This is a genomic window from Ktedonobacter robiniae (genome assembly GCF_016587375.1).
Lineage (GTDB): Bacteria > Chloroflexota > Ktedonobacteria > Ktedonobacterales > Ktedonobacteraceae > Ktedonobacter > Ktedonobacter robiniae.
Genome location: NZ_BNJG01000001.1, coordinates 4299573 through 4316386 on the forward strand (window position 1 = coordinate 4299573; position 16814 = coordinate 4316386).

At 54.6% G+C, this 16814-nt stretch carries 15 protein-coding genes and 2 tRNA genes; 2 read left to right on the plus strand and 15 right to left on the minus strand.

Translation table 11 applies throughout. The annotated features are described in order from the left end of the window. Window positions 1-4: 4 nt before the first annotated feature. The 4 genes from JMJ04_RS17920 to JMJ04_RS17935 all read right to left on the minus strand — a co-directional run bounded on the left by JMJ04_RS17920 (window position 5) and on the right by JMJ04_RS17935 (window position 3716). A complete protein-coding gene (locus tag JMJ04_RS17920) occupies window positions 5-862 on the minus strand; it encodes an AAA family ATPase (protein ID WP_420799486.1) in 858 nt (285 codons plus the stop codon). 300 nt (window positions 863-1162) lie between these two features. Further along, entirely contained in the window at window positions 1163-1750 is a 588-nt protein-coding gene (locus tag JMJ04_RS17925; protein ID WP_201371811.1) for a class I SAM-dependent methyltransferase, read from the minus strand. Window positions 1751-1964: 214 nt separating this feature from the next. Then, the gene (locus tag JMJ04_RS17930) at window positions 1965-3071 is read right to left on the minus strand and encodes an aminopeptidase (RefSeq protein ID WP_201371812.1); all 1107 of its coding nucleotides are present in this window, start codon (window positions 3069-3071) and stop codon (window positions 1965-1967) included. 153 nt (window positions 3072-3224) lie between these two features. Continuing rightward, window positions 3225-3716: a DoxX family protein gene (locus tag JMJ04_RS17935; protein ID WP_201371813.1), complete on the minus strand. Its 492-nt coding sequence runs from the start codon at window positions 3714-3716 to the stop codon at window positions 3225-3227. A gap of 152 nt (window positions 3717-3868) precedes the next feature. Between JMJ04_RS17935 and JMJ04_RS17940 the strand changes: the two genes are divergently transcribed. Then, window positions 3869-4288 (plus strand): ester cyclase, encoded by a 420-nt coding sequence (locus JMJ04_RS17940; protein WP_201371814.1) that lies wholly within the window; start codon window positions 3869-3871, stop codon window positions 4286-4288. A gap of 48 nt (window positions 4289-4336) precedes the next feature. Here JMJ04_RS17940 and JMJ04_RS17945 read toward each other — a convergent pair whose 3' ends face one another. The 9 genes from JMJ04_RS17945 to pgmB all read right to left on the minus strand — a co-directional run bounded on the left by JMJ04_RS17945 (window position 4337) and on the right by pgmB (window position 13823). Beyond that, window positions 4337-5203, minus strand: a complete 867-nt coding sequence (locus JMJ04_RS17945) for an FAD binding domain-containing protein (protein ID WP_201371815.1) — start codon at window positions 5201-5203, stop codon at window positions 4337-4339. An 88-nt stretch (window positions 5204-5291) separates the two neighbouring features. Then, window positions 5292-7631 (minus strand): xanthine dehydrogenase family protein molybdopterin-binding subunit, encoded by a 2340-nt coding sequence (locus tag JMJ04_RS17950; RefSeq protein WP_201371816.1) that lies wholly within the window; start codon window positions 7629-7631, stop codon window positions 5292-5294. A gap of 70 nt (window positions 7632-7701) precedes the next feature. Beyond that, window positions 7702-8211, minus strand: coding sequence for a (2Fe-2S)-binding protein (locus tag JMJ04_RS17955; protein ID WP_201371817.1), 510 nt, complete (start codon window positions 8209-8211; stop codon window positions 7702-7704). A gap of 606 nt (window positions 8212-8817) precedes the next feature. Next, window positions 8818-9525: a hypothetical protein gene (locus JMJ04_RS17960; RefSeq protein ID WP_201371818.1), complete on the minus strand. Its 708-nt coding sequence runs from the start codon at window positions 9523-9525 to the stop codon at window positions 8818-8820. A gap of 303 nt (window positions 9526-9828) precedes the next feature. Beyond that, window positions 9829-10209, minus strand: coding sequence for a cupredoxin domain-containing protein (locus JMJ04_RS17965; protein ID WP_201371819.1), 381 nt, complete (start codon window positions 10207-10209; stop codon window positions 9829-9831). Between the two features lie 166 nt (window positions 10210-10375). Next, window positions 10376-10452 (minus strand) — tRNA-Glu (locus tag JMJ04_RS17970). Window positions 10453-10529: 77 nt separating this feature from the next. After that, window positions 10530-10606, minus strand: a tRNA-Glu gene (locus JMJ04_RS17975). Between the two features lie 266 nt (window positions 10607-10872). Continuing rightward, the gene (locus tag JMJ04_RS17980) at window positions 10873-13077 is read right to left on the minus strand and encodes a glycoside hydrolase family 65 protein (RefSeq protein ID WP_201371820.1); all 2205 of its coding nucleotides are present in this window, start codon (window positions 13075-13077) and stop codon (window positions 10873-10875) included. A 98-nt stretch (window positions 13078-13175) separates the two neighbouring features. Beyond that, complete coding sequence (pgmB, locus tag JMJ04_RS17985) at window positions 13176-13823, minus strand: beta-phosphoglucomutase (RefSeq protein WP_201371821.1); 648 nt, start codon at window positions 13821-13823, stop codon at window positions 13176-13178. Between the two features lie 498 nt (window positions 13824-14321). Between pgmB and JMJ04_RS17990 the strand changes: the two genes are divergently transcribed. Beyond that, window positions 14322-15029, plus strand: coding sequence for a hypothetical protein (locus tag JMJ04_RS17990; protein ID WP_201371822.1), 708 nt, complete (start codon window positions 14322-14324; stop codon window positions 15027-15029). A gap of 37 nt (window positions 15030-15066) precedes the next feature. Here JMJ04_RS17990 and JMJ04_RS17995 read toward each other — a convergent pair whose 3' ends face one another. Together JMJ04_RS17995 and JMJ04_RS18000 are read right to left on the minus strand one after the other, a co-directional pair. Then, a complete protein-coding gene (locus JMJ04_RS17995) occupies window positions 15067-15858 on the minus strand; it encodes an alpha/beta hydrolase family protein (RefSeq protein ID WP_201371823.1) in 792 nt (263 codons plus the stop codon). A gap of 38 nt (window positions 15859-15896) precedes the next feature. Next, window positions 15897-16667: an SIR2 family NAD-dependent protein deacylase gene (locus JMJ04_RS18000; RefSeq protein WP_201371824.1), complete on the minus strand. Its 771-nt coding sequence runs from the start codon at window positions 16665-16667 to the stop codon at window positions 15897-15899. Window positions 16668-16814: the final 147 nt, after the last annotated feature.

Genomic DNA, 16814 nt, shown 5'->3' on the forward strand with positions numbered 1-16814 from the left:
GCCTCTACACTCCTACAATTTTGCGAATGACCTTGCTGAGCTCGCCGCCGCCTCCGACTTTGAGCACATCGTCCTGGTACTTGAGAAGCGCGCCCAGCGTATCACGTACTGTACCTTCAACGAGTTCGAGCTGATGTAGTGCAAGGAGTGAGCTTAACCAATCAAGGGTCTCGGCGATGCCAGGAGCTTTATACAGGTCCATGCTACGAATCTCCCCCACGAAGGCGCAGACCTGGCGAGCCAGCTGCTCAGGAGCCTCGGGCATGCGTGCCCGCACGATGGAGTACTCTTTCTCCAGTGTGGGGTAATCGATCCAGTAGTAGAGACAGCGGCGGCGGAGCGCGTCATGGATCTCGCGTGTGCGGTTGGAGGTAATGATGACGAAGGGTGGCTCCTGGGCGCGAATGGTGCCGATCTCTGGAATCGTGATCTGGAAGTCGGAGAGCAACTCCAACAAGTAGGCTTCAAACTCTTCATCGCTGCGGTCCAGTTCGTCGATCAAGAGCACTGGCTGTTTGGCATTGGTCGGGCTGATAGCCTGGAGCAGCGGGCGCTGAAGAAGGAAGTCTGGTCCAAAGATCTCTTTGAGTTCATCCTGGCGACCCTGTGCGCCGCCCTCCATCAGACGAATATGCAGCATCTGGCGCGTGTAGTTCCACTCATAGACGGCGGTACTGACATCGATGCCTTCATAGCATTGCAGGCGGATCAAGTGGGTATCGAGAAGGGAGGCCAGGACCTTCGCAATCTCGGTTTTGCCCACGCCGGGTTCGCCTTCCAGCAGAAGCGGCTTGCGACGCTTGAGCGCGAGGAAGACGGTTGTGGCGAGGCTACGGTCGGCTATATAGTTCTGGGCGAACATGGCCCGTTGGACGTCTTCAATTGAGGCAAGCGACGAGGCGTTTGCCGTGGTGTTCTGAGTGGTCTCGATAAGATGTTCCTGCTCCAAGAAAGGCCTCCAGCTACTACCTTGCGGAAATCTGAGCGCGCTTGCCGTGCCACCGCTTGCCCCCGAATGGGGGTTAGGGGGTCCCCGAATGGGGGAAGCGCGCTCAGGTTTCCGCGTAAGTTCCTAGGGAAACTACAGCGAAGCACATATGCGTTCGAGGTGATAGTTGTATTCTAAGCTATGCGAATGCCTGTCTGCAAGGGAAGCGAACTCTCACTTGCGCCCTAGAGCGCAGAGAATGTTGGTGGGTGTATGCTCCTTGATCTGGAGTTCGGTATTGAAGAAGCCAATTTGAGTCAGGTCGAAGAGGAGTTGTTCGCCGATGGCCTTGAAATCCTGATCTGTTTTGGCGTTGTGTGGCTGGAGAGTGAGTGCAAGCATTCCGTCGGGGCGTAGTACGCGGTACAACTCGCGAATAGCGGCCTTGCGGTCGCTCCAGAGCTGAACGGAGTTAATGGCAAAGGCCTTGTGGAAGGTATCGTCTGCGAAAGGAAGTTGCTCGGCGCTTCCCTGCTCCAATTGCACGCGCCCGGAGAGAAGGGCGGCGGCATTGCGTTTTTTCGCCATACTGAGCATGGCTGGGGAGGCATCGACGCCCGCGATGAGAGCGGCCTGCGTCTGCTTTGTCAGCAAATGGATGGCCTCCCCCGAGCCGAAACCTACCTCTAGCACATGATCGCTTGTTTGAACGGGCAGGAGCGAGAGCGTCCAGGTGTAGAGAGGCTGATTCTGGCGTGCCATGATCCTTCCACCCAGGCGCCCCAGGAGCCCGGCGGGGTGTCCAAATAAGATGTCCCGCATGTATCTGCAATCCTCCCTTGGCTGGCAAGACGAGTACTTCCAGGTTACTATTCTTGCTATGTCCGCCATAATTGGCAAAAAATGTGATTATGTACAGTATTGTAGCAGAAATATAGACAGCAAGAGGGAACTGGGCATGCAGTTAGTAAGTGATGTGAGGATGTCCCACCCGTCGCCGATGGGTGGGACATCCTCACATCACTTATGAATTAATTTAGCTGATGAGGAGCTTGCCATCTTTGAGGAAGAGAGTATCATCGACCCAGACCTCGCCTTGCTGGCGCAGATCGCAGATCATATCCCAGTGGAGTGCCGACTTGTTGAGGCCGCCAGTCTCGGGATAGCACGCACCCAGGGCCAGGTGGACGGTGCCGCCCATCTTCTCATCGAAGAGGATATTGCGCGTCCCGCGGGTGACGCGAGGATTATTGCCAAAGGCGAACTCGCCCAGGTAGCGCGCGCCCTCGTCCATATTCAACATATTCTCCAGGATATCCTGGCCCTCGCGCGCCGTGGCCTCGACGACCTTGCCATCCTTGAATACGAGGCGAATACCATTGACGGGGCGACCAGCATATGTAGAGGGGATGTCGTACTGAATAACGCCGTTGGCGCTATTCTCAACCGGACTAGTGAAGAACTCGCCGCTGGGGAAATTGCGTTTGCCATCGCTATTGATAAAGATGCGGTCTTCAATGGAGAGCGTTAGATCTGTCCCCTCACCTACGACATGCACCTTCTTATGCCCCTTCAGCCAATCAACCTGGCTTTGCTGCCGCTTGGAAAGCTCTTTCCAGCGCGCAGCGGGATCTTCATCATTGAGGAAGCAGACGTCGAAGACGAACTCTTCAAACTCGCGCAGGGACATATTGGTATCCTGAGCGTAGGCCGTGGTTGGGTAGAGGGTCAGGCTCCAGCGGAAGCTTCCCTCCTGCTCGCGTTGGCGGTAGGTGCTCATAAGTTGACGACCAACCTGGTGGCGTTTGGAGAGGCGCGCGGGATCGATATTGCTCATGGCCTTGGTATTGCCACTGGCCATAATACTCAGGCGGGCAGTGATTTTATCGGCCAGGGCGGGCATGACAGGCGAGAGCCAGGAGAGTTGCTCATCGTTGGCCTCGCGTAGGTGGATCTCGTCCAGTTCTTCAAGCTGGATCAGCGGAACGGGGTAGGCTCCCGCGCGTAGAATCTCTTCATAGACTGCTGAAATAAGAGGGGCAGCCAGGGGAGTCGATTGAATAGCGACCACGTCGCCGGGTTTGATATAGAGGGAGTACTGAACCAGGGTTTTGGCCCAGCGTTCGATGCGAATATCGCGCATAAGGATATTACTCTTCTTTCCGTTTGATATTGATCTTCTACATTATACAATGAAGAGGGCTACTTACGTACGCGCCTCCACTGGGGGCTTGGAAGCTGCTTAGAGGCATGTACTTTAGGTAGTAAGTAGCCTTCTTCAAGCCGTAGTAGGCCATTAGGCTGTGCTGGACGACGCAATACCGATACCTATGACCAGGATCATGGCTGCTAGCCCAGCCCAAAAGCTTAGTGGACGTGGAAGCCTGAGTGAGAGGCGATTGTCGAGGGCATACGAGCCTGGGCCTGCCAGCCCGAGAATGCCTGCGAGCAAGAAGAGCAAGAGTGCATATTCGAGGCCACCACTGGCAATCCAGAAGCCATGTGTCAGGTGAACTTTGAGAATGGCCACTAACATTGCACCCATAACCGCCAGGGCCCCAAGAGGATGAAGGAGTCCTAGCAGGAGCAGGAGGCCGCCGCCAAACTGGCCCAGTGCAGCTAGTAGTCCCCAGAAAGGCGCAGGGCGTAGCCCGAGTGTCTCAGTCAGCTTAATGGTCCCAGCCAGGCCATCTCCGCCAAACCAGCCGAAGAGCAGTTGTGTTCCATGCGCAACAAAAAGCAGTCCCACGAGGACACGAATAAGTGAGAGCGCCGATTTATAGGACATTTCAGCTCTCCTTTCCCTTGTGTTTTTCTTTTGCTTATAGTCACATATATAGTATATGGATATACGTTACATGCCGCGTGCTGTTTGTTCCAATGCTCAGAATGACGGTAAAATAAGATTGAGCAAAATAGTAAGATACAGGGAGTAAAAATGTGACTACAGAGTTAGCACGAGGAGATAAAGATATCGCGCGTCAATTCTATGAGCGTGCCTGGAATGACGCAGATGAAAGTGTCGTTGATGAACTGCTGGCCGAAGATTTTTATAACCATGAACTGCCGGATGATAATGGGCAGCCACATAGAGAGCGTTACAAGCAAGCTATTCGCGATACGTTTACCGCCTTCCCAGACTGGAAGATAGACGTTTATAAGATTGGTGACGAGGGTGAGAACGTGCTCATGCGATATCGCTGCTGGGGAACACATACTGGACCAGGTATGGGAGAGCCAACGGGAAAGCGCATAGAAATGGAGGGTGCCACGACTGTGCGTGTTGCGAATGGCAAGATCCATGAATTTTGGAAGAGGGATAATTCGTCAGAGGCCTGGAAGAAATTGAGATCTGAGTAAAGAAGAAGCTGCTGACCTCGCGAGGTCAGTAGCTTCTTCCCTCTGGCTTTACGCGCGTTCCAGGGCTTGCTCGATGGCGCGGCGGGTCATAACGGAGACCATCTGGCGGCGGTACTCGGGGGAGCCGTGGATGTCTCCGACCAGTTCCAGGCCCTCGGCGGCATGGCTGGCGGCTTCCGCGATGGTTTCGCTGGTAAGCTGTTTGCCGATCAGAGCCGACTCGGTGGCGCTGGCGCGGGCGGTCTGCATGGCGGCGCCTGTGACAACGACGCTGGCGGCTGAGCAGGTGTTATCGCTGTCGAGTGAGAGCACGGCGGCGCAGCCTGCGATCGCGTAATGCGAGGCGCGGTTGGAGAGCTTGGTATAAGCACTACCAGTCTTGGCGGCAGGTTTGGGGAAGCGCAGCTCGACGAGGAGTTCATTGGGCTCCAGGACGGTCTCGAATGTACCCAGGATAAACTCATCTGCCGAGACGGTGCGTTTCCCGCTGGGTCCCTGAATGACCAGTTCGGCTTTCAGGGCCAGGATCACACCGGGCATGTCCGCGGAGGGATCGGCGTGGGCGATGCTCCCGCCGATGGTACCGCGGTTGCGTACCTGCTGGTCCGCGATATGCGAGGCGCATTCGGGCATGAGCGGGAAGACGCGGCGCAGGAGGTCAGAGTACTCGACCTGCGTATAGGTGGTGAGCGCGCCGATTGCAATCACGTCGTTCTCTTCACGAATATAGGCTAGCTCTTGAATCTTGCTGATATCGATCAGATGCTCGGGCTGGGACAGGCGCAGTTTCATCGCTGGAATCAGGCTATGGCCGCCCGCGAGCACCTTGGCCTCGTCGCCATATTGTTGCAGGAGGGCAAGGGCCTCATCCACCGTTTTCGCGGGATGATAATCAAAGACTGCTGGTATCGACATACTGCTCGTATCTCCTCTTGAGTGTATATTGTGTATGTTGGCCGAGGAACGCTGCCACTTCTGACCAGAGTTCCTCAGCTAGCACGCTTTATCCTTGTTGGTGGTGGATGATCTTCCACAACTTTTCGGGTTTATAGGGCATATCAACGTGGTCGACGTTGAGCGCGTCCGCGATAGCGGCAGCGACCGCGGGCGTCGAGCCAATGGTGCCAGCCTCGCCGACCCCTTTGACACCCAGGGGATTGACCGGGCTGGGTGTGACGGTGTGATCGAGTTCAAAGGGTGGGAAGCCCTCGGCGGCGGGCATCGCGTAATCCATAAAGGTCGCGGTGAGGAGCTGTCCATCCTCACTGTATTCTACACTCTCCCACAGTGCTTGCCCAATACCCTGGGCGAGTCCGCCGTGAATCTGGCCCTGAACGAGCATGGGATTGAGCTGGCGTCCACAGTCATCCACGGCCACGAAGCGTGTAATCTGCGGCTCGCCGGTCTCCTGATCGATCTCGATGACGCAGATATGCGTACCGAAAGGGAAGACACAGGCATCAGGCTCGAAGAAGACGGTTGTCTCCAGGCCAGGCTCAATGCCAGGGGCGAGCGTATTTGAGGTATGCGCCACCGCGGCCACCGCGGCGAAGGAGACGGCCTTTTGTGGGGAGCCAGCGACGCTAAACTTCCCATCTTCAAGCGAGATGTCTCCAGGGCTGGCCTCAAGCATATGCGAGGCGATGAGCTTCATCTTCTCTTTAAGCTTCTGTACGGCGTTGAAGACGGCTGAACCACCGACGGCGGTGGTGCGGCTGCCATAGGTACCGCGCCCCTCGGGTGTAGAGTCGGTATCGCCGTGCAGGATCATGACGTTTTCAACGGGAATGCTAAACTCGTCGGCCACGATCTGTGCGAAGGTCGTCTCCTCGCCCTGGCCGTGCGGGGAGGCCCCAGTATACACCATCGCGGTCCCGTTCTGTTCAACGCGTACGCGCGCGCTCTCATAGAGGCCCACAGGTGCGGAACCTTTGGGACCGAAGCCGCAGATCTCAATGTAGGATGAGATGCCGATGCCCATAAACTTGCCAGCGGCTCGCTTGCGCTTCTGCTCCTCGCGTAGCTCTTTATAGCCAATGATATCCATGGCCTTCGCAAGCGCACCCTGGTAGTTGCCGGAGTCGTAGACGGCTCCTGTCGCGGACTTGTAGGGGAACTGTTCCGGCTTGACGAAGTTGAGCAGGCGGATCTCGGCGGGGTCTTTATGCAGAGCGTACGCTACCATATCCATGGCACGCTCAGCCACATAGGTCGCCTCGGGTCGACCGGCGCCACGGTAGGCATCGGTCGGTACCTTGTTGGTAAAGACGACATCGCTACTGAGATAGATGTGGGGAATATCATAGGAGCCGCCAGCGACGGGAAAGCCAAAGGCGGTCATGATCACATCCGTAAAGAGCTGGCTATAGGCTCCCAGGTCAGAGATGCCATGAACCTTAAGGCCGGTAACCTTGCCCTCACGCGTCGCGGCAACTTCTACATAATCGACCTGGTCGCGTCCATGGACAGTAGTGGCCAGATTCTCGCTGCGATCCTCGATCCACTTGATGGGGCGTCCGAGTTGCATGCTGATATAGGCAGCTAGCGTCTCCTCGGGATAGACATTGAGTTTGGAGCCAAAGCCGCCTCCCACCTCTGGCACGATCACACGCAACTGGTGTTGCGGGAGATTTAACTGAGAGGCCAGAATGTTGCGCAACAGGTGGGGAATCTGCGAAGAACTCCAGACAGTCAGCGTCTTATTCGCCTTACGGTATTCCGCGAGTACACCACGAGTCTCCATCGAGGCGGGGGCGAGGCGTTGATTGACCAGGCGGAATTTCAGCGTGATGCCACCATTGGCCTTAGTCTCGGCGAAGACTTTGTCGATCTCATCGGTAGGCGGCTTCACATTCTGAGCCACATTCGTGCCAAACTCTTCGTAGAGCAAGGGGGCGCCAAGTTGCATAGCCTTCTCGATATCAATGGCTGCGGGGAGGGGATCATAGTCCACCTCGACCAGGTCGGCGGCATCGCGGGCAATATAGGTGTTCTCCGCGACAATGACCGCCACCGGATCACCATAGAAGCGTACCTTGCCTTCCGCGAGTGGCCCGCGTACGCCCATGCCATTAGCAATATGGCCCACGGGGACCGCGATTGGAACATTGCCCACTTTGCCTTTAATATCTTCAGCGGTATAAACGGCGACGACGCCAGGATGTTTCAGGGCTGCTGACGTATCAATGCTAAGAATGCGGGCGTGACCATACGGACTGCGCACAACGGCCATATGGAGCGTCCCTGGGAGTTTAATGTCATCCACATAGGTAGCCTGGCCAGTGATCAGCCTGGGGTCTTCACGTCGTTTAATTGACGTACCAAGCATAGAAGCAATACCCATAAATAGTTACATCCTTTCTCCACTATGAGAAACGCAATGCGATGGGCCTGAGATCGATGTGGGAAGGGGCCTAGTCGCCGGTGCTCACCGGCTGTGAGGCCCGAGTCTCCAGGGCTTCAGCGGCAGCCTGGACGGCGCGTACAATGTTCTGGTAGCCAGTGCAGCGACAGATGTTGCCTTCCAGACCCTTGCGAATCTCTTCCTCGGAAGGGTGAGGGTTTCGCTTGAGGAGCTGGGCGGTGGCCATAATCATGCCTGGTGTGCAGAAGCCGCATTGCAGGCCATGTTTCTCCCAGAAGGCTTCCTGAATGGGATGGAGATTGTCCTCGCTGGGGGCCAGGCCCTCAATTGTTGTGACCTCGCATTCATCGGCCTGGACTGCCAGGACGGTACATGATTTAACCGCTTCTCCATTGACATGTACGATGCAAGCGCCACATTGAGAAGTGTTACAGCCGACATGGGTGCCGGTAAGGTCGAGGGCATCACGCAGGTAGTGAACCAGGAGTGTGCGAGGCTCGACCTCAGAGTGATACTGTTTCCCGTTTACCGTGACTGTGATTGCGCGTTTCATCGCCATCGATGGTCCTCCATCTGAGTCTAGTTGTGTGTGCGCCAGGTATCTGGAGCGCATAGACACAAGTGTACAAAGTCTGCGAACATATAGAACGATATCGAGAGTGAGCAGCCCGGAGGCTACTCAGGAGTAAGGTATGTTTTTCGTCTAGAAACAGGGATGACTATGTCGTGTAGGACCTGCTATTAGTGTACAGGATTGGCCTAGAACGAACTCTTCAGGCTACAGTGTGCAGCACAACTGCTACCGGTAGATGTAACATAGTGTTGAGCCATGACGGGTTAAACGTCAACTGTCCTTTTATCCCACTTATAGATGTTGGGGCCAGGTTTCCATACGAAAAATGCACAAGGAGAAGCCAGAGGAGCCTGAGTGTAGTGAAAGAAATACATTGAAACACAGAGAAACAGGGATCGAGCGATTGACAAACTGGCCTCTCGTTAGGAGGTTGCGCCCTACTTTTTGAGTGTTCTTACTCGCTGACGAGCGAGAGAAAAAGCCTTAAAAAGGAGGTTCGTGCAGCCTGAAAAAAGCGTAGCATACAAAAGCAAGCATTGTCAATGCGACAATGCTTGCTTTTGTATGCTACGCTTTAACATCTCATATTGCTTATGGGCAGGCAGGGGGGGTCACATTTGGGATTGTGATGGTTGGACAAAACTTAGGGGTGCCGGTTGGCTGACCGCCGGGACCACCTGGATTGGTGGGTCGGGTGGGCGAGGGAGAAGGTGTCACAGTTGGTTTGGTCAGGCTAAAGAAGGCCGCGCGATCTTGCCCGACCGAGCAGTGTGAGCCGTCTGGTCCTGCAAAGTCAATGGTGACGATAGAGGTCTTTCCAACCGCGCTATCGTGTCCGGCGGTGGAGATAGGGATAACGACGAGTCCGTCGCTAGAGGTTGTGCCGGTGGCAGTACCAGATAGACCGTCGCCCCAGTGGATGATGGCGGTGGCCGTAGCGCCTGCGACGCCCTGAGGGTTGCCACCAGAATTCTTGGTAAACTTGGCATTGATGCCCAGGGTCATTTGCTGCGGATCGGCGTTATAGGCAGGCGAGGTCTGAGTGGCCCAGGCGCCGCACCAGTAGCCGGGTGTGGGTGAGGCGGTAACTTGTTTCTGGATATGGTTAGGATCGATGGTGACTGTTACCTGGGGCTTTTCGTTCGCACTCATGCTATTGTCAGGTGCGCCACAGGCGGCAATGATGGTGGTAAATATCACGAGGAAGAGGACGACCGCGCCTTTGAAATAGAGTGAGGCCCTCGCTAAAAGTTTTGGCTGCTTGTTTGGATCTGGTGCTGGTATATGTGGTGCATCCATAAATCATTAACCTTTATCTTTAAATTTGCTTATATGCACGTTGCGGTCAAGTTCTTAAGAGCGCTATGCGCTCAACTGGGACGCAGGAGATTTTTCTCGTGATTATAACATACTAAACGATGTGTATGGTGAGAATTGTGTAACACGTACCATAAAAGTACTAGATAGAACATGGTTTATCTGGAAGAGATGCATAAGAGGAGAACGTATGCTCTGTGGAAAAGAAAAGTGGAATATCTTGCATCCCAAAGAGGAGAGAAGATATTCCACCTATGCTTTTTGTCTTGTGATGGAGTGCCTGACTTAGACTACTTTTACCGTTAAATTCATTCCTGGGTGGATAGTACAGTAGAACTCAAAGGTGCCAGCGGTTGTGAATGGCCCAATATTTTTCGAATCATTGCCCGCGAAGTTAATAGTGCCAATATTAGGTGCTCCGGGCTCTGCTCCAGCTTTGGCTTTATTGCCCTGCCAGGTGCCATTGCTGATAACATGGGGACCACTGACGGTATCGACCAGGGCGATGCTATCACCCTTTTTGACGGTCACTGTTGTGTCGATGAAGTTGGCTGAGCCCATCTTTACCTTGGTGCTAGCTTCGACCTGCTCTTTGATGGAACAAGCGGCGATAATGACGGTGAAGAGTGAGAGGCAAACCATCACAAATAAGAGTTTTTTATACATAAGAGATCCTTTCAGTCCTCCAAGGGCCTGGGTTTTGGTTATGGGGAGACCGGGTGAGTAAAACCGAAGATGCCTCCCCAGGAAAGCTCATAGTAAATATAGCAAAATCTGCCATACATAGCAAAGAGACAAGGGACTAATGCCCTTGTCTCTTTGTTTATTGAAGTGGTAGCGCATACGGGATTCGAACCCGTGATCTCCGCCTTGAGAGGGCGGCGTCCTAGTCCACTAGACGAATGCGCCAGAGCGTATCACCACTGGGTGATTAGTGTAAGCAAAAAAAGAAGACAAGGGGTTCTCCCTTGCCTCAGGGAAACGTATGGTAGCGCATACGGGATTCGAACCCGTGATCTCCGCCTTGAGAGGGCGGCGTCCTAGTCCACTAGACGAATGCGCCGGACTTTTGATGCTTGCGGGGCAGGTACGCTGCCATCGACTTAGCACGGTGTGAATAATACATGATAGCGGGGCCGTTGTCAAGAGTTTTCCAGGCTATTTCTTCCAGTATTCTAAAAGTCATGAGGCGGCCAGATAGGCTCATGCATAGAAGCTTGCTTCACGATCTGTGCTGGCTTTTGACTTCTCACGCCTGCGGCGCTCGCAGAGAGGTAAGTGTGGGTGTGCTGCGGCGCGGGCTTAGCCCGCGCCGCAGCACACCCACACTTACCGAGAACGTTTGCTTCGGGAATGGATATCAAAGGGCGTGGTCTGACCTCTGAATTGAACAGTGAAGGCCAGACGCGTCCAACGTTCGGGGAGATGGGGATTGATGTGTATCTGGTCGTCTTTGATGCGTAGGCCCGCGAAGCCAAAGATGATGGCTTGCCAGACCGCGCCCGCGCAGGCTGCGTGGATCCCCTCTGGCGTGTTGCCACGCAGGTTCTCGATATCCACCAGCACGCCCTTCATCAGCAATTGGTAGGCCGCTTGCGTCTCATCGAGCTCGCTGGCCAGGATGGCGTGGAGCGCGGGTGTGAGTGAGGAGCCATAGTCATGATCGGTGATGGGATAGTAGTAGTCCCAGTTGACGCGCTTGGTTTGCTCATCAAACTCTTCGGTGAGAATGGTCAGCAGCATAAGCACATCGGCCTGTTTGATGATACGGTACTTCTGGATCGCGTGGACGCCCAGAAGGCCCTGGTAGGAATCCTTGCGACCGTGATACTTGCTTTGATCGAGAGGCTCCAGATTAAAGAAGCCATCAAACTGCTCAAAGAGGCTGGTCTGAGGATCTCGTGGGAGGCGAATTTTATTGCTCACCTCGTGCCAGTGTGCCAGGTCTTGCTCTGTCAGTTCGAGCTGGTGTGCAAGCTGCTCCGCCTTCTCCGGGTGATGTTGTTGTAGCCACTCCAACACTGCCAGGCCATATTTGATGTTCTGTCGGGCCATGAAATTGGTGAAGACGTTGTTGTTGACGTGCTCGTGCCACTCATCGGGACCGATCACATCCGTAATCACATAATCGCCTTTTTCGGGGTCTTCTTCCACGCGGCTGACCCAGAAGAGAGCGCTACTGAGCAGGATCTCGGCGCCAAACTTCTCCATAAAGGTATCATCGCCGGTCACGCGCCAGTAGCGCCAGGTGGCATAGGCGATGCTGGCGGTGATATGAATCTCGATAAAGCCGTTGAGGACGGGAATGACCTCGCCCGTTTCAGGATGAATGATGGAGCTAGGAGTTGTCTCCTCGCCACTCAAGGTACTCTCCCAGGGGAATTGGGCGCCCTGGAAACCATTACTGGCCGCCTTCTGGCGCGCGGCATCGAGTAGGCGATAGCGATAGATCAGCAGGTTGCGTGCCACCTCTGGCATGACAAAGGTATAGAAAGGCAGCATAAAGATTTCAGTATCGTGGAAGACATGTCCACGATAGCCAAAGCCAGTCATGCCCTTGGCTGCCACGCTATAGCGACTATCATGGGAGGAGGCGTTGATGCGCAGTTGATACAGATTATAGCGTGTTCCAACCTGGGCCTTTTCGTCGCCCTCAATGATAATGTCAGCGCGATTCCAGAAAGCACTCCAGGCCTCGCGGTTATTGGCGAGAAGCTGATCATACGGGAACTCTATATCATACTGGAGCTTTTGGAGATGCTGAATGGCTGCTGTGCGGGGATCATCGGTGGCATCCCGCGAAGTATAGATCACGACCAGTTTATCGGCCGAGAAGGTCTGCCCAGGTTCGAGCGTACCGCTGTAGCGGATGGCGGGTGCGATATCTGAGTTGAGCAACTCCTTGCTAAAGTTGGGTGTCTCGCTCTGGAAGGTTGTGGCCATAACAATCTGTACGAGCGTCTTCTTGGTCTCGCAATGTAGCCATTGGAGGTCATCGGTGTTGCCCTGGTCGACGGTCTCCAGGTGCATGACGTCGTAGTTGCCCTCGGCGGTATTGAGTGTCGCGATGATAGCGACTTCACAGGGCTGGCCCTGTGGCGTTTGTTCCAGGGTAGCGCTATAGTGAATGGCGCCTACATGTTCATCGTCAAGGCTGGCGAAACGCTCGCTGGTAACGCGCACTTCGATGCCAGCGGGACTGCGCCAGAGGATGTTGCTCTTGAGCAATCCCTGGCGAAGATTAAGCGAGCGATGATAATCTAAGATGGTGCCGCGATCAAGGCGAAAGCGTTCGCCGTTGAGAAAGAGCTGGATCAAGGTCCAATCGGGGGCGTTGGCGAGTTCCTCCTTGGCGATGGGAATATGATCGAAGACGCCATAGAGGAGGGTCGCGGGATTATTGCGAGGATACCCTTCCCCGAACGTGCCACGTGTGCAGAAATAGCCATTACCAATCGTAAAGACGGTTTCCTGGCTCAGCACCTTTTTGAGTGTTGGATCGAACGCGTCCTCGTTGATGTGCCAGTGATTCACGAAAATCCTCTTTCTTTTCCCTAACCAATCCCTACCATGTGGGTGGCAGACATACCCTTGTGTTGCTTTTTGGGTTCCTCTTATAGACGTCATGATAGTTACTCAACGAGTAAGTCTTTTAAGTGTTTATTCTCCATGTTGGGGAGGACCTTATCAGGGCCATGAAAGCGTGAGGCGGGTCCAATAGCGACCGCCTTCATGCCCGCAGCCTTGATAGCTTGAATGCCAGCATCGGCATCCTCAACACCAATACAGTTGGGGGTAAACACATTGACGAGTCCCGCGGCATAGACGAAGATGTCGGGCGCGGGCTTGCCGTTTACCACGCAGTTGCCATCGGCGATACCGTCGAAGTAGCTGGTCAATTGCAGACGGTCAAGCACCAGGCGACAGTTCTTGCTGGCGGAGGCAATCGCAACTTTGATGCCCGCGCTTTTGATCTCTTCGAGGAGCGCCACGCCGCCAGGCACGATCTCTTTGGGGGTCATGCGCTCAATGAGGGCGTGATAGTAGCGATTCTTGCGCTCCATCATCTCCTGGATCTGGTCCTCGGAATACTGATGACCGCGGATGATATACATCAACGATTCACGGCGCCCCACACCGCGCAGATGCTCGTCATTCTCTTCATGCGTGAGGGAAATGCCCTCGTCATCGGCCAGGTGTTTCCAGGCCTGGTAGTGATATTCAGAGGTATCGGTTAACACACCATCAAGGTCAAAGATAATAGCTTGTGGTTGTGACATGTTTTGCTCCATCTCGAATGCTGTAATCGCGAGCGATAAAGAGGGGAGGGCCTTGCTATGAACTGCGGCATTTCTTCCCCTACTCCATAAACGAATGAGAGACTAAAACAGGCTACAAAAATACTTATGTCTTTGGATGAGTATGGAGTTCATAGAGAATTTTAATACGTGTTAATGATGTTTATAAGCCAGGCAATAACACAGACGTACTATATAATAGTTCAGCTTCTATGTTAAGTCCGTTTCATGGCCGCTGCATGAATCTTCGTGCCTGTGGCGCTCAGGAGTAAGGGGTATGGGTGAAAACGGCAAAGCTGTTTTTCATCCATACCCCTTACTCCGAGACAAGAGCAGGAAGGGAAATGAAAATTCCTGTGGGGCAAGACGCTGAATTGAAAGCAACCATATAATCGTATAGTATGTAAGCGATGTAGTAATTACACGAAAATACGCAGGTCGTAAGATACAAGGTCAAATTTATGGGAGGCAGGCAGGCTAATGGAATATCCTGTACAAATTGGATTGCCGCAGATTCTACTCTTCATTTTGTTTGTGGGTGGGCTGGTGCTCTTAATCTCCTCGCTGATGGGATTGGCGGGAGGTCGGCGTGTCGTTGAATATGTGGATGAGGAGGGAATTCGTCGCTATAAGCGTAGGCGTCGACATATGAGGCCGGGGCGAGGCATTGGTGGTGTGCTGCTGCTGCTGCTGGCTGTAGGCATCCTGTGGATTACCTCGTTGACGCAGAGCTATCTGGGCTTGACGGGTGAGATCCAGGTTGGGCGTGTGCATGCGACCACGATTGAAGGCATACCGCACTTAATGAGCCTCGAGCTAACACAGTACGACCAGCACGGCAATACCACGGCCGATAAGACGTACCTGGTGAAGGGTGACCAGTGGATGCTCGAGGGCAATATGCTCAAGTTCCCCGGCTGGTTGAACCTCTTTGGGCTGCACTCGGGCTATAAGCTGACGCGTCTGGAGGGCCGCTATGAGGACGTGAACCTGGAGGCGAAGGGCGAGCGTTCCGTCTATGAATTGAACGGGGGCGATGGACAATTCTTCAAGACTGTGTACAAGCAGGCGTGGAGTTCACCTTTTGTAGAGGCCGCCTATGGCACGGCTGTGTTTCTACCAGCGGATGGGATGACCTATAACATCTATGCCTCGCAGGCGGGATTAGAGGCCAAGCCCGCGAAATAAGGGGGAGCAGAGGCGAGTGCTTCTGCTCCTCTAACTTTTATTTGGTTTTGCCAGGAGACTTGAGCAAGGCAAGTATTTCCTCGCGTGTACGCGTCCAGGCCTGCGATTTAGCATCAATCAGCTCGAAATGATCAGTATTTGATAGTTCAACCAGGCGGGCAATATCGCCTGCCTGTTGGGCCTGGCGCAGGTATTCCTGGCTGACGGAGAGGGGGACACAGTCATCCGCGTCGCCATGAATCAGCACCTGTGGAATCTGGAATGGGAGGAGGGCCGTAGGTGAGGCGCTGGCGTAGTGTTCCTCTACCTCGGCGGGACCGCCTCCCAATAATTCAGCGGCGGCGCCTTTTCCCAGATTGAGTTTCCAGACAAGCTCCAGGTCGCTGGCGCCTGCCAGGCTGATAACACCAGTAAGCCGGAGTGGTGAGGGCCTGAAGAGCTGACTGGTGTTGGCTATGTGTGAGCGGCCCGCCAGCCAGAGGGCCAGGTGCCCGCCAGCCGAGTGCCCCACCGAGATGACGCGGTCCAGGTCGAGGGCGTAGGTTGGAGCAATGGGTCGTAAATAATCCGTTGCAACGGCCACATCCTGCAAGGTCCCCGGCCAGGCTCCTCCTGGATCGCCAACGCGCCGGTACTCAATATTCCACACCGCGATACCATGACCGACGAGGTCCTGGGCCAGCCCTTCCATTAGTGTGAGGTCATAAGGGGCGCGCCAGAATCCTCCGTGAATAAGCACCACAACCGGGTGTGAATCCGGCCCTGGCGGTACGTAAAGCTCCCCAAACTGCTGAGATTCTGAGCCATAGGCCAATGAGATTGCTTGCATGGTCAAATCCTCTCCCTGTATGAAGTGTCCTCGCCTGATTATGCATCAGGAGCGAGGCTCTTTACAAGAGGCGGGAGTGTATCGCCAGCTTTCTTGTGAATGACGACATCAGCGTAAGTATCGAGCGTGGTAGGCTCGAGATTAATGATGATGAGCGGCACGTTGCGGCGTAGCGCAATGCGTGGAAGCGTGGAGGCAGGCGTTACTTTCAGGGATGAGCCGATAACCATAAAGAGATCACACTGTGTAGCATATTCCTTGGCGCGGCTAAGCTCGCTTTCGGGTACGCGCTGGCCAAAGAGGATAGTTGCCGCCTTCAAATAGCCGCCACAGAGAGGGCATTGGGGATCGCGCTCGCCATCGTCGATGCGCTGTTGCAAGGCCTCTATGGACGAACGTGCTCCACACAAGGTGCAGCTAGCCATACGTGAGGTCCCGTGCATCTCCACGACGCGTTCGGGGGCATTGCCCGCGTCCTGGTGTAGCCCATCGAAGTTCTGCGTAATCAATCCCAGTAGCAGCCCCAAACGCTCTAAGTCGGCCAGGGCGAGATGCGCTGCGTTGGGGTGTGCGGTGCCCATCTGGTGGCGCAACTGGCGCCGGGTCGCCCAATATTTCTGGCGCGCCTCGGCGCTGTTAATAAAGTCCCGATAGCTTACGGGCGGGTTGGCGCGCCAGATGGAGCCAGGCTCGCGAAAGTCGGGGATGCCAGACTCGGTACTGATGCCCGCGCCCGTTAAGACTGCGACGCGGCGTGAGACCTGGAGCAGTTCGGTGGCATCTTGCAGTTGTTCCTGTAATGTGAGCATAAGCGATATGGCTATATTTTCTCTAAGCGAGGATGAGCTACAAAAACGGTAGAGCTAGTGTACGTACGTTGGATGTGTATAATCTTCAGCATTATAGCGAAAGTGCGCAGCCTGTGCAAATTGCCAGATGGCACAGTTGAGCCAGCA

Excerpts from the sequence above, each read along its gene's own strand:
- JMJ04_RS17920 (WP_420799486.1), bottom strand. The coding sequence starts at position 862 with ATGTTCGCCCAGAACTATATAGCCGACCGTAGCCTCGCCACAACCGTC.
- JMJ04_RS17925 (WP_201371811.1), bottom strand. The coding sequence starts at position 1,750 with ATGCGGGACATCTTATTTGGACACCCCGCCGGGCTCCTGGGGCGCCTG.
- JMJ04_RS17930 (WP_201371812.1), bottom strand. The coding sequence starts at position 3,071 with ATGCGCGATATTCGCATCGAACGCTGGGCCAAAACCCTGGTTCAGTAC.
- JMJ04_RS17935 (WP_201371813.1), bottom strand. The coding sequence starts at position 3,716 with ATGTCCTATAAATCGGCGCTCTCACTTATTCGTGTCCTCGTGGGACTG.
- JMJ04_RS17945 (WP_201371815.1), bottom strand. The coding sequence starts at position 5,203 with ATGTCGATACCAGCAGTCTTTGATTATCATCCCGCGAAAACGGTGGAT.
- JMJ04_RS17950 (WP_201371816.1), bottom strand. The coding sequence starts at position 7,631 with ATGGGTATTGCTTCTATGCTTGGTACGTCAATTAAACGACGTGAAGAC.
- JMJ04_RS17955 (WP_201371817.1), bottom strand. The coding sequence starts at position 8,211 with ATGGCGATGAAACGCGCAATCACAGTCACGGTAAACGGGAAACAGTAT.
- JMJ04_RS17960 (WP_201371818.1), bottom strand. The coding sequence starts at position 9,525 with ATGGATGCACCACATATACCAGCACCAGATCCAAACAAGCAGCCAAAA.
- JMJ04_RS17965 (WP_201371819.1), bottom strand. The coding sequence starts at position 10,209 with ATGTATAAAAAACTCTTATTTGTGATGGTTTGCCTCTCACTCTTCACC.
- pgmB (WP_201371821.1), bottom strand. The coding sequence starts at position 13,823 with ATGTCACAACCACAAGCTATTATCTTTGACCTTGATGGTGTGTTAACC.
- JMJ04_RS17990 (WP_201371822.1), top strand. The coding sequence starts at position 14,322 with ATGGAATATCCTGTACAAATTGGATTGCCGCAGATTCTACTCTTCATT.
- JMJ04_RS17995 (WP_201371823.1), bottom strand. The coding sequence starts at position 15,858 with ATGCAAGCAATCTCATTGGCCTATGGCTCAGAATCTCAGCAGTTTGGG.
- JMJ04_RS18000 (WP_201371824.1), bottom strand. The coding sequence starts at position 16,667 with ATGCTCACATTACAGGAACAACTGCAAGATGCCACCGAACTGCTCCAG.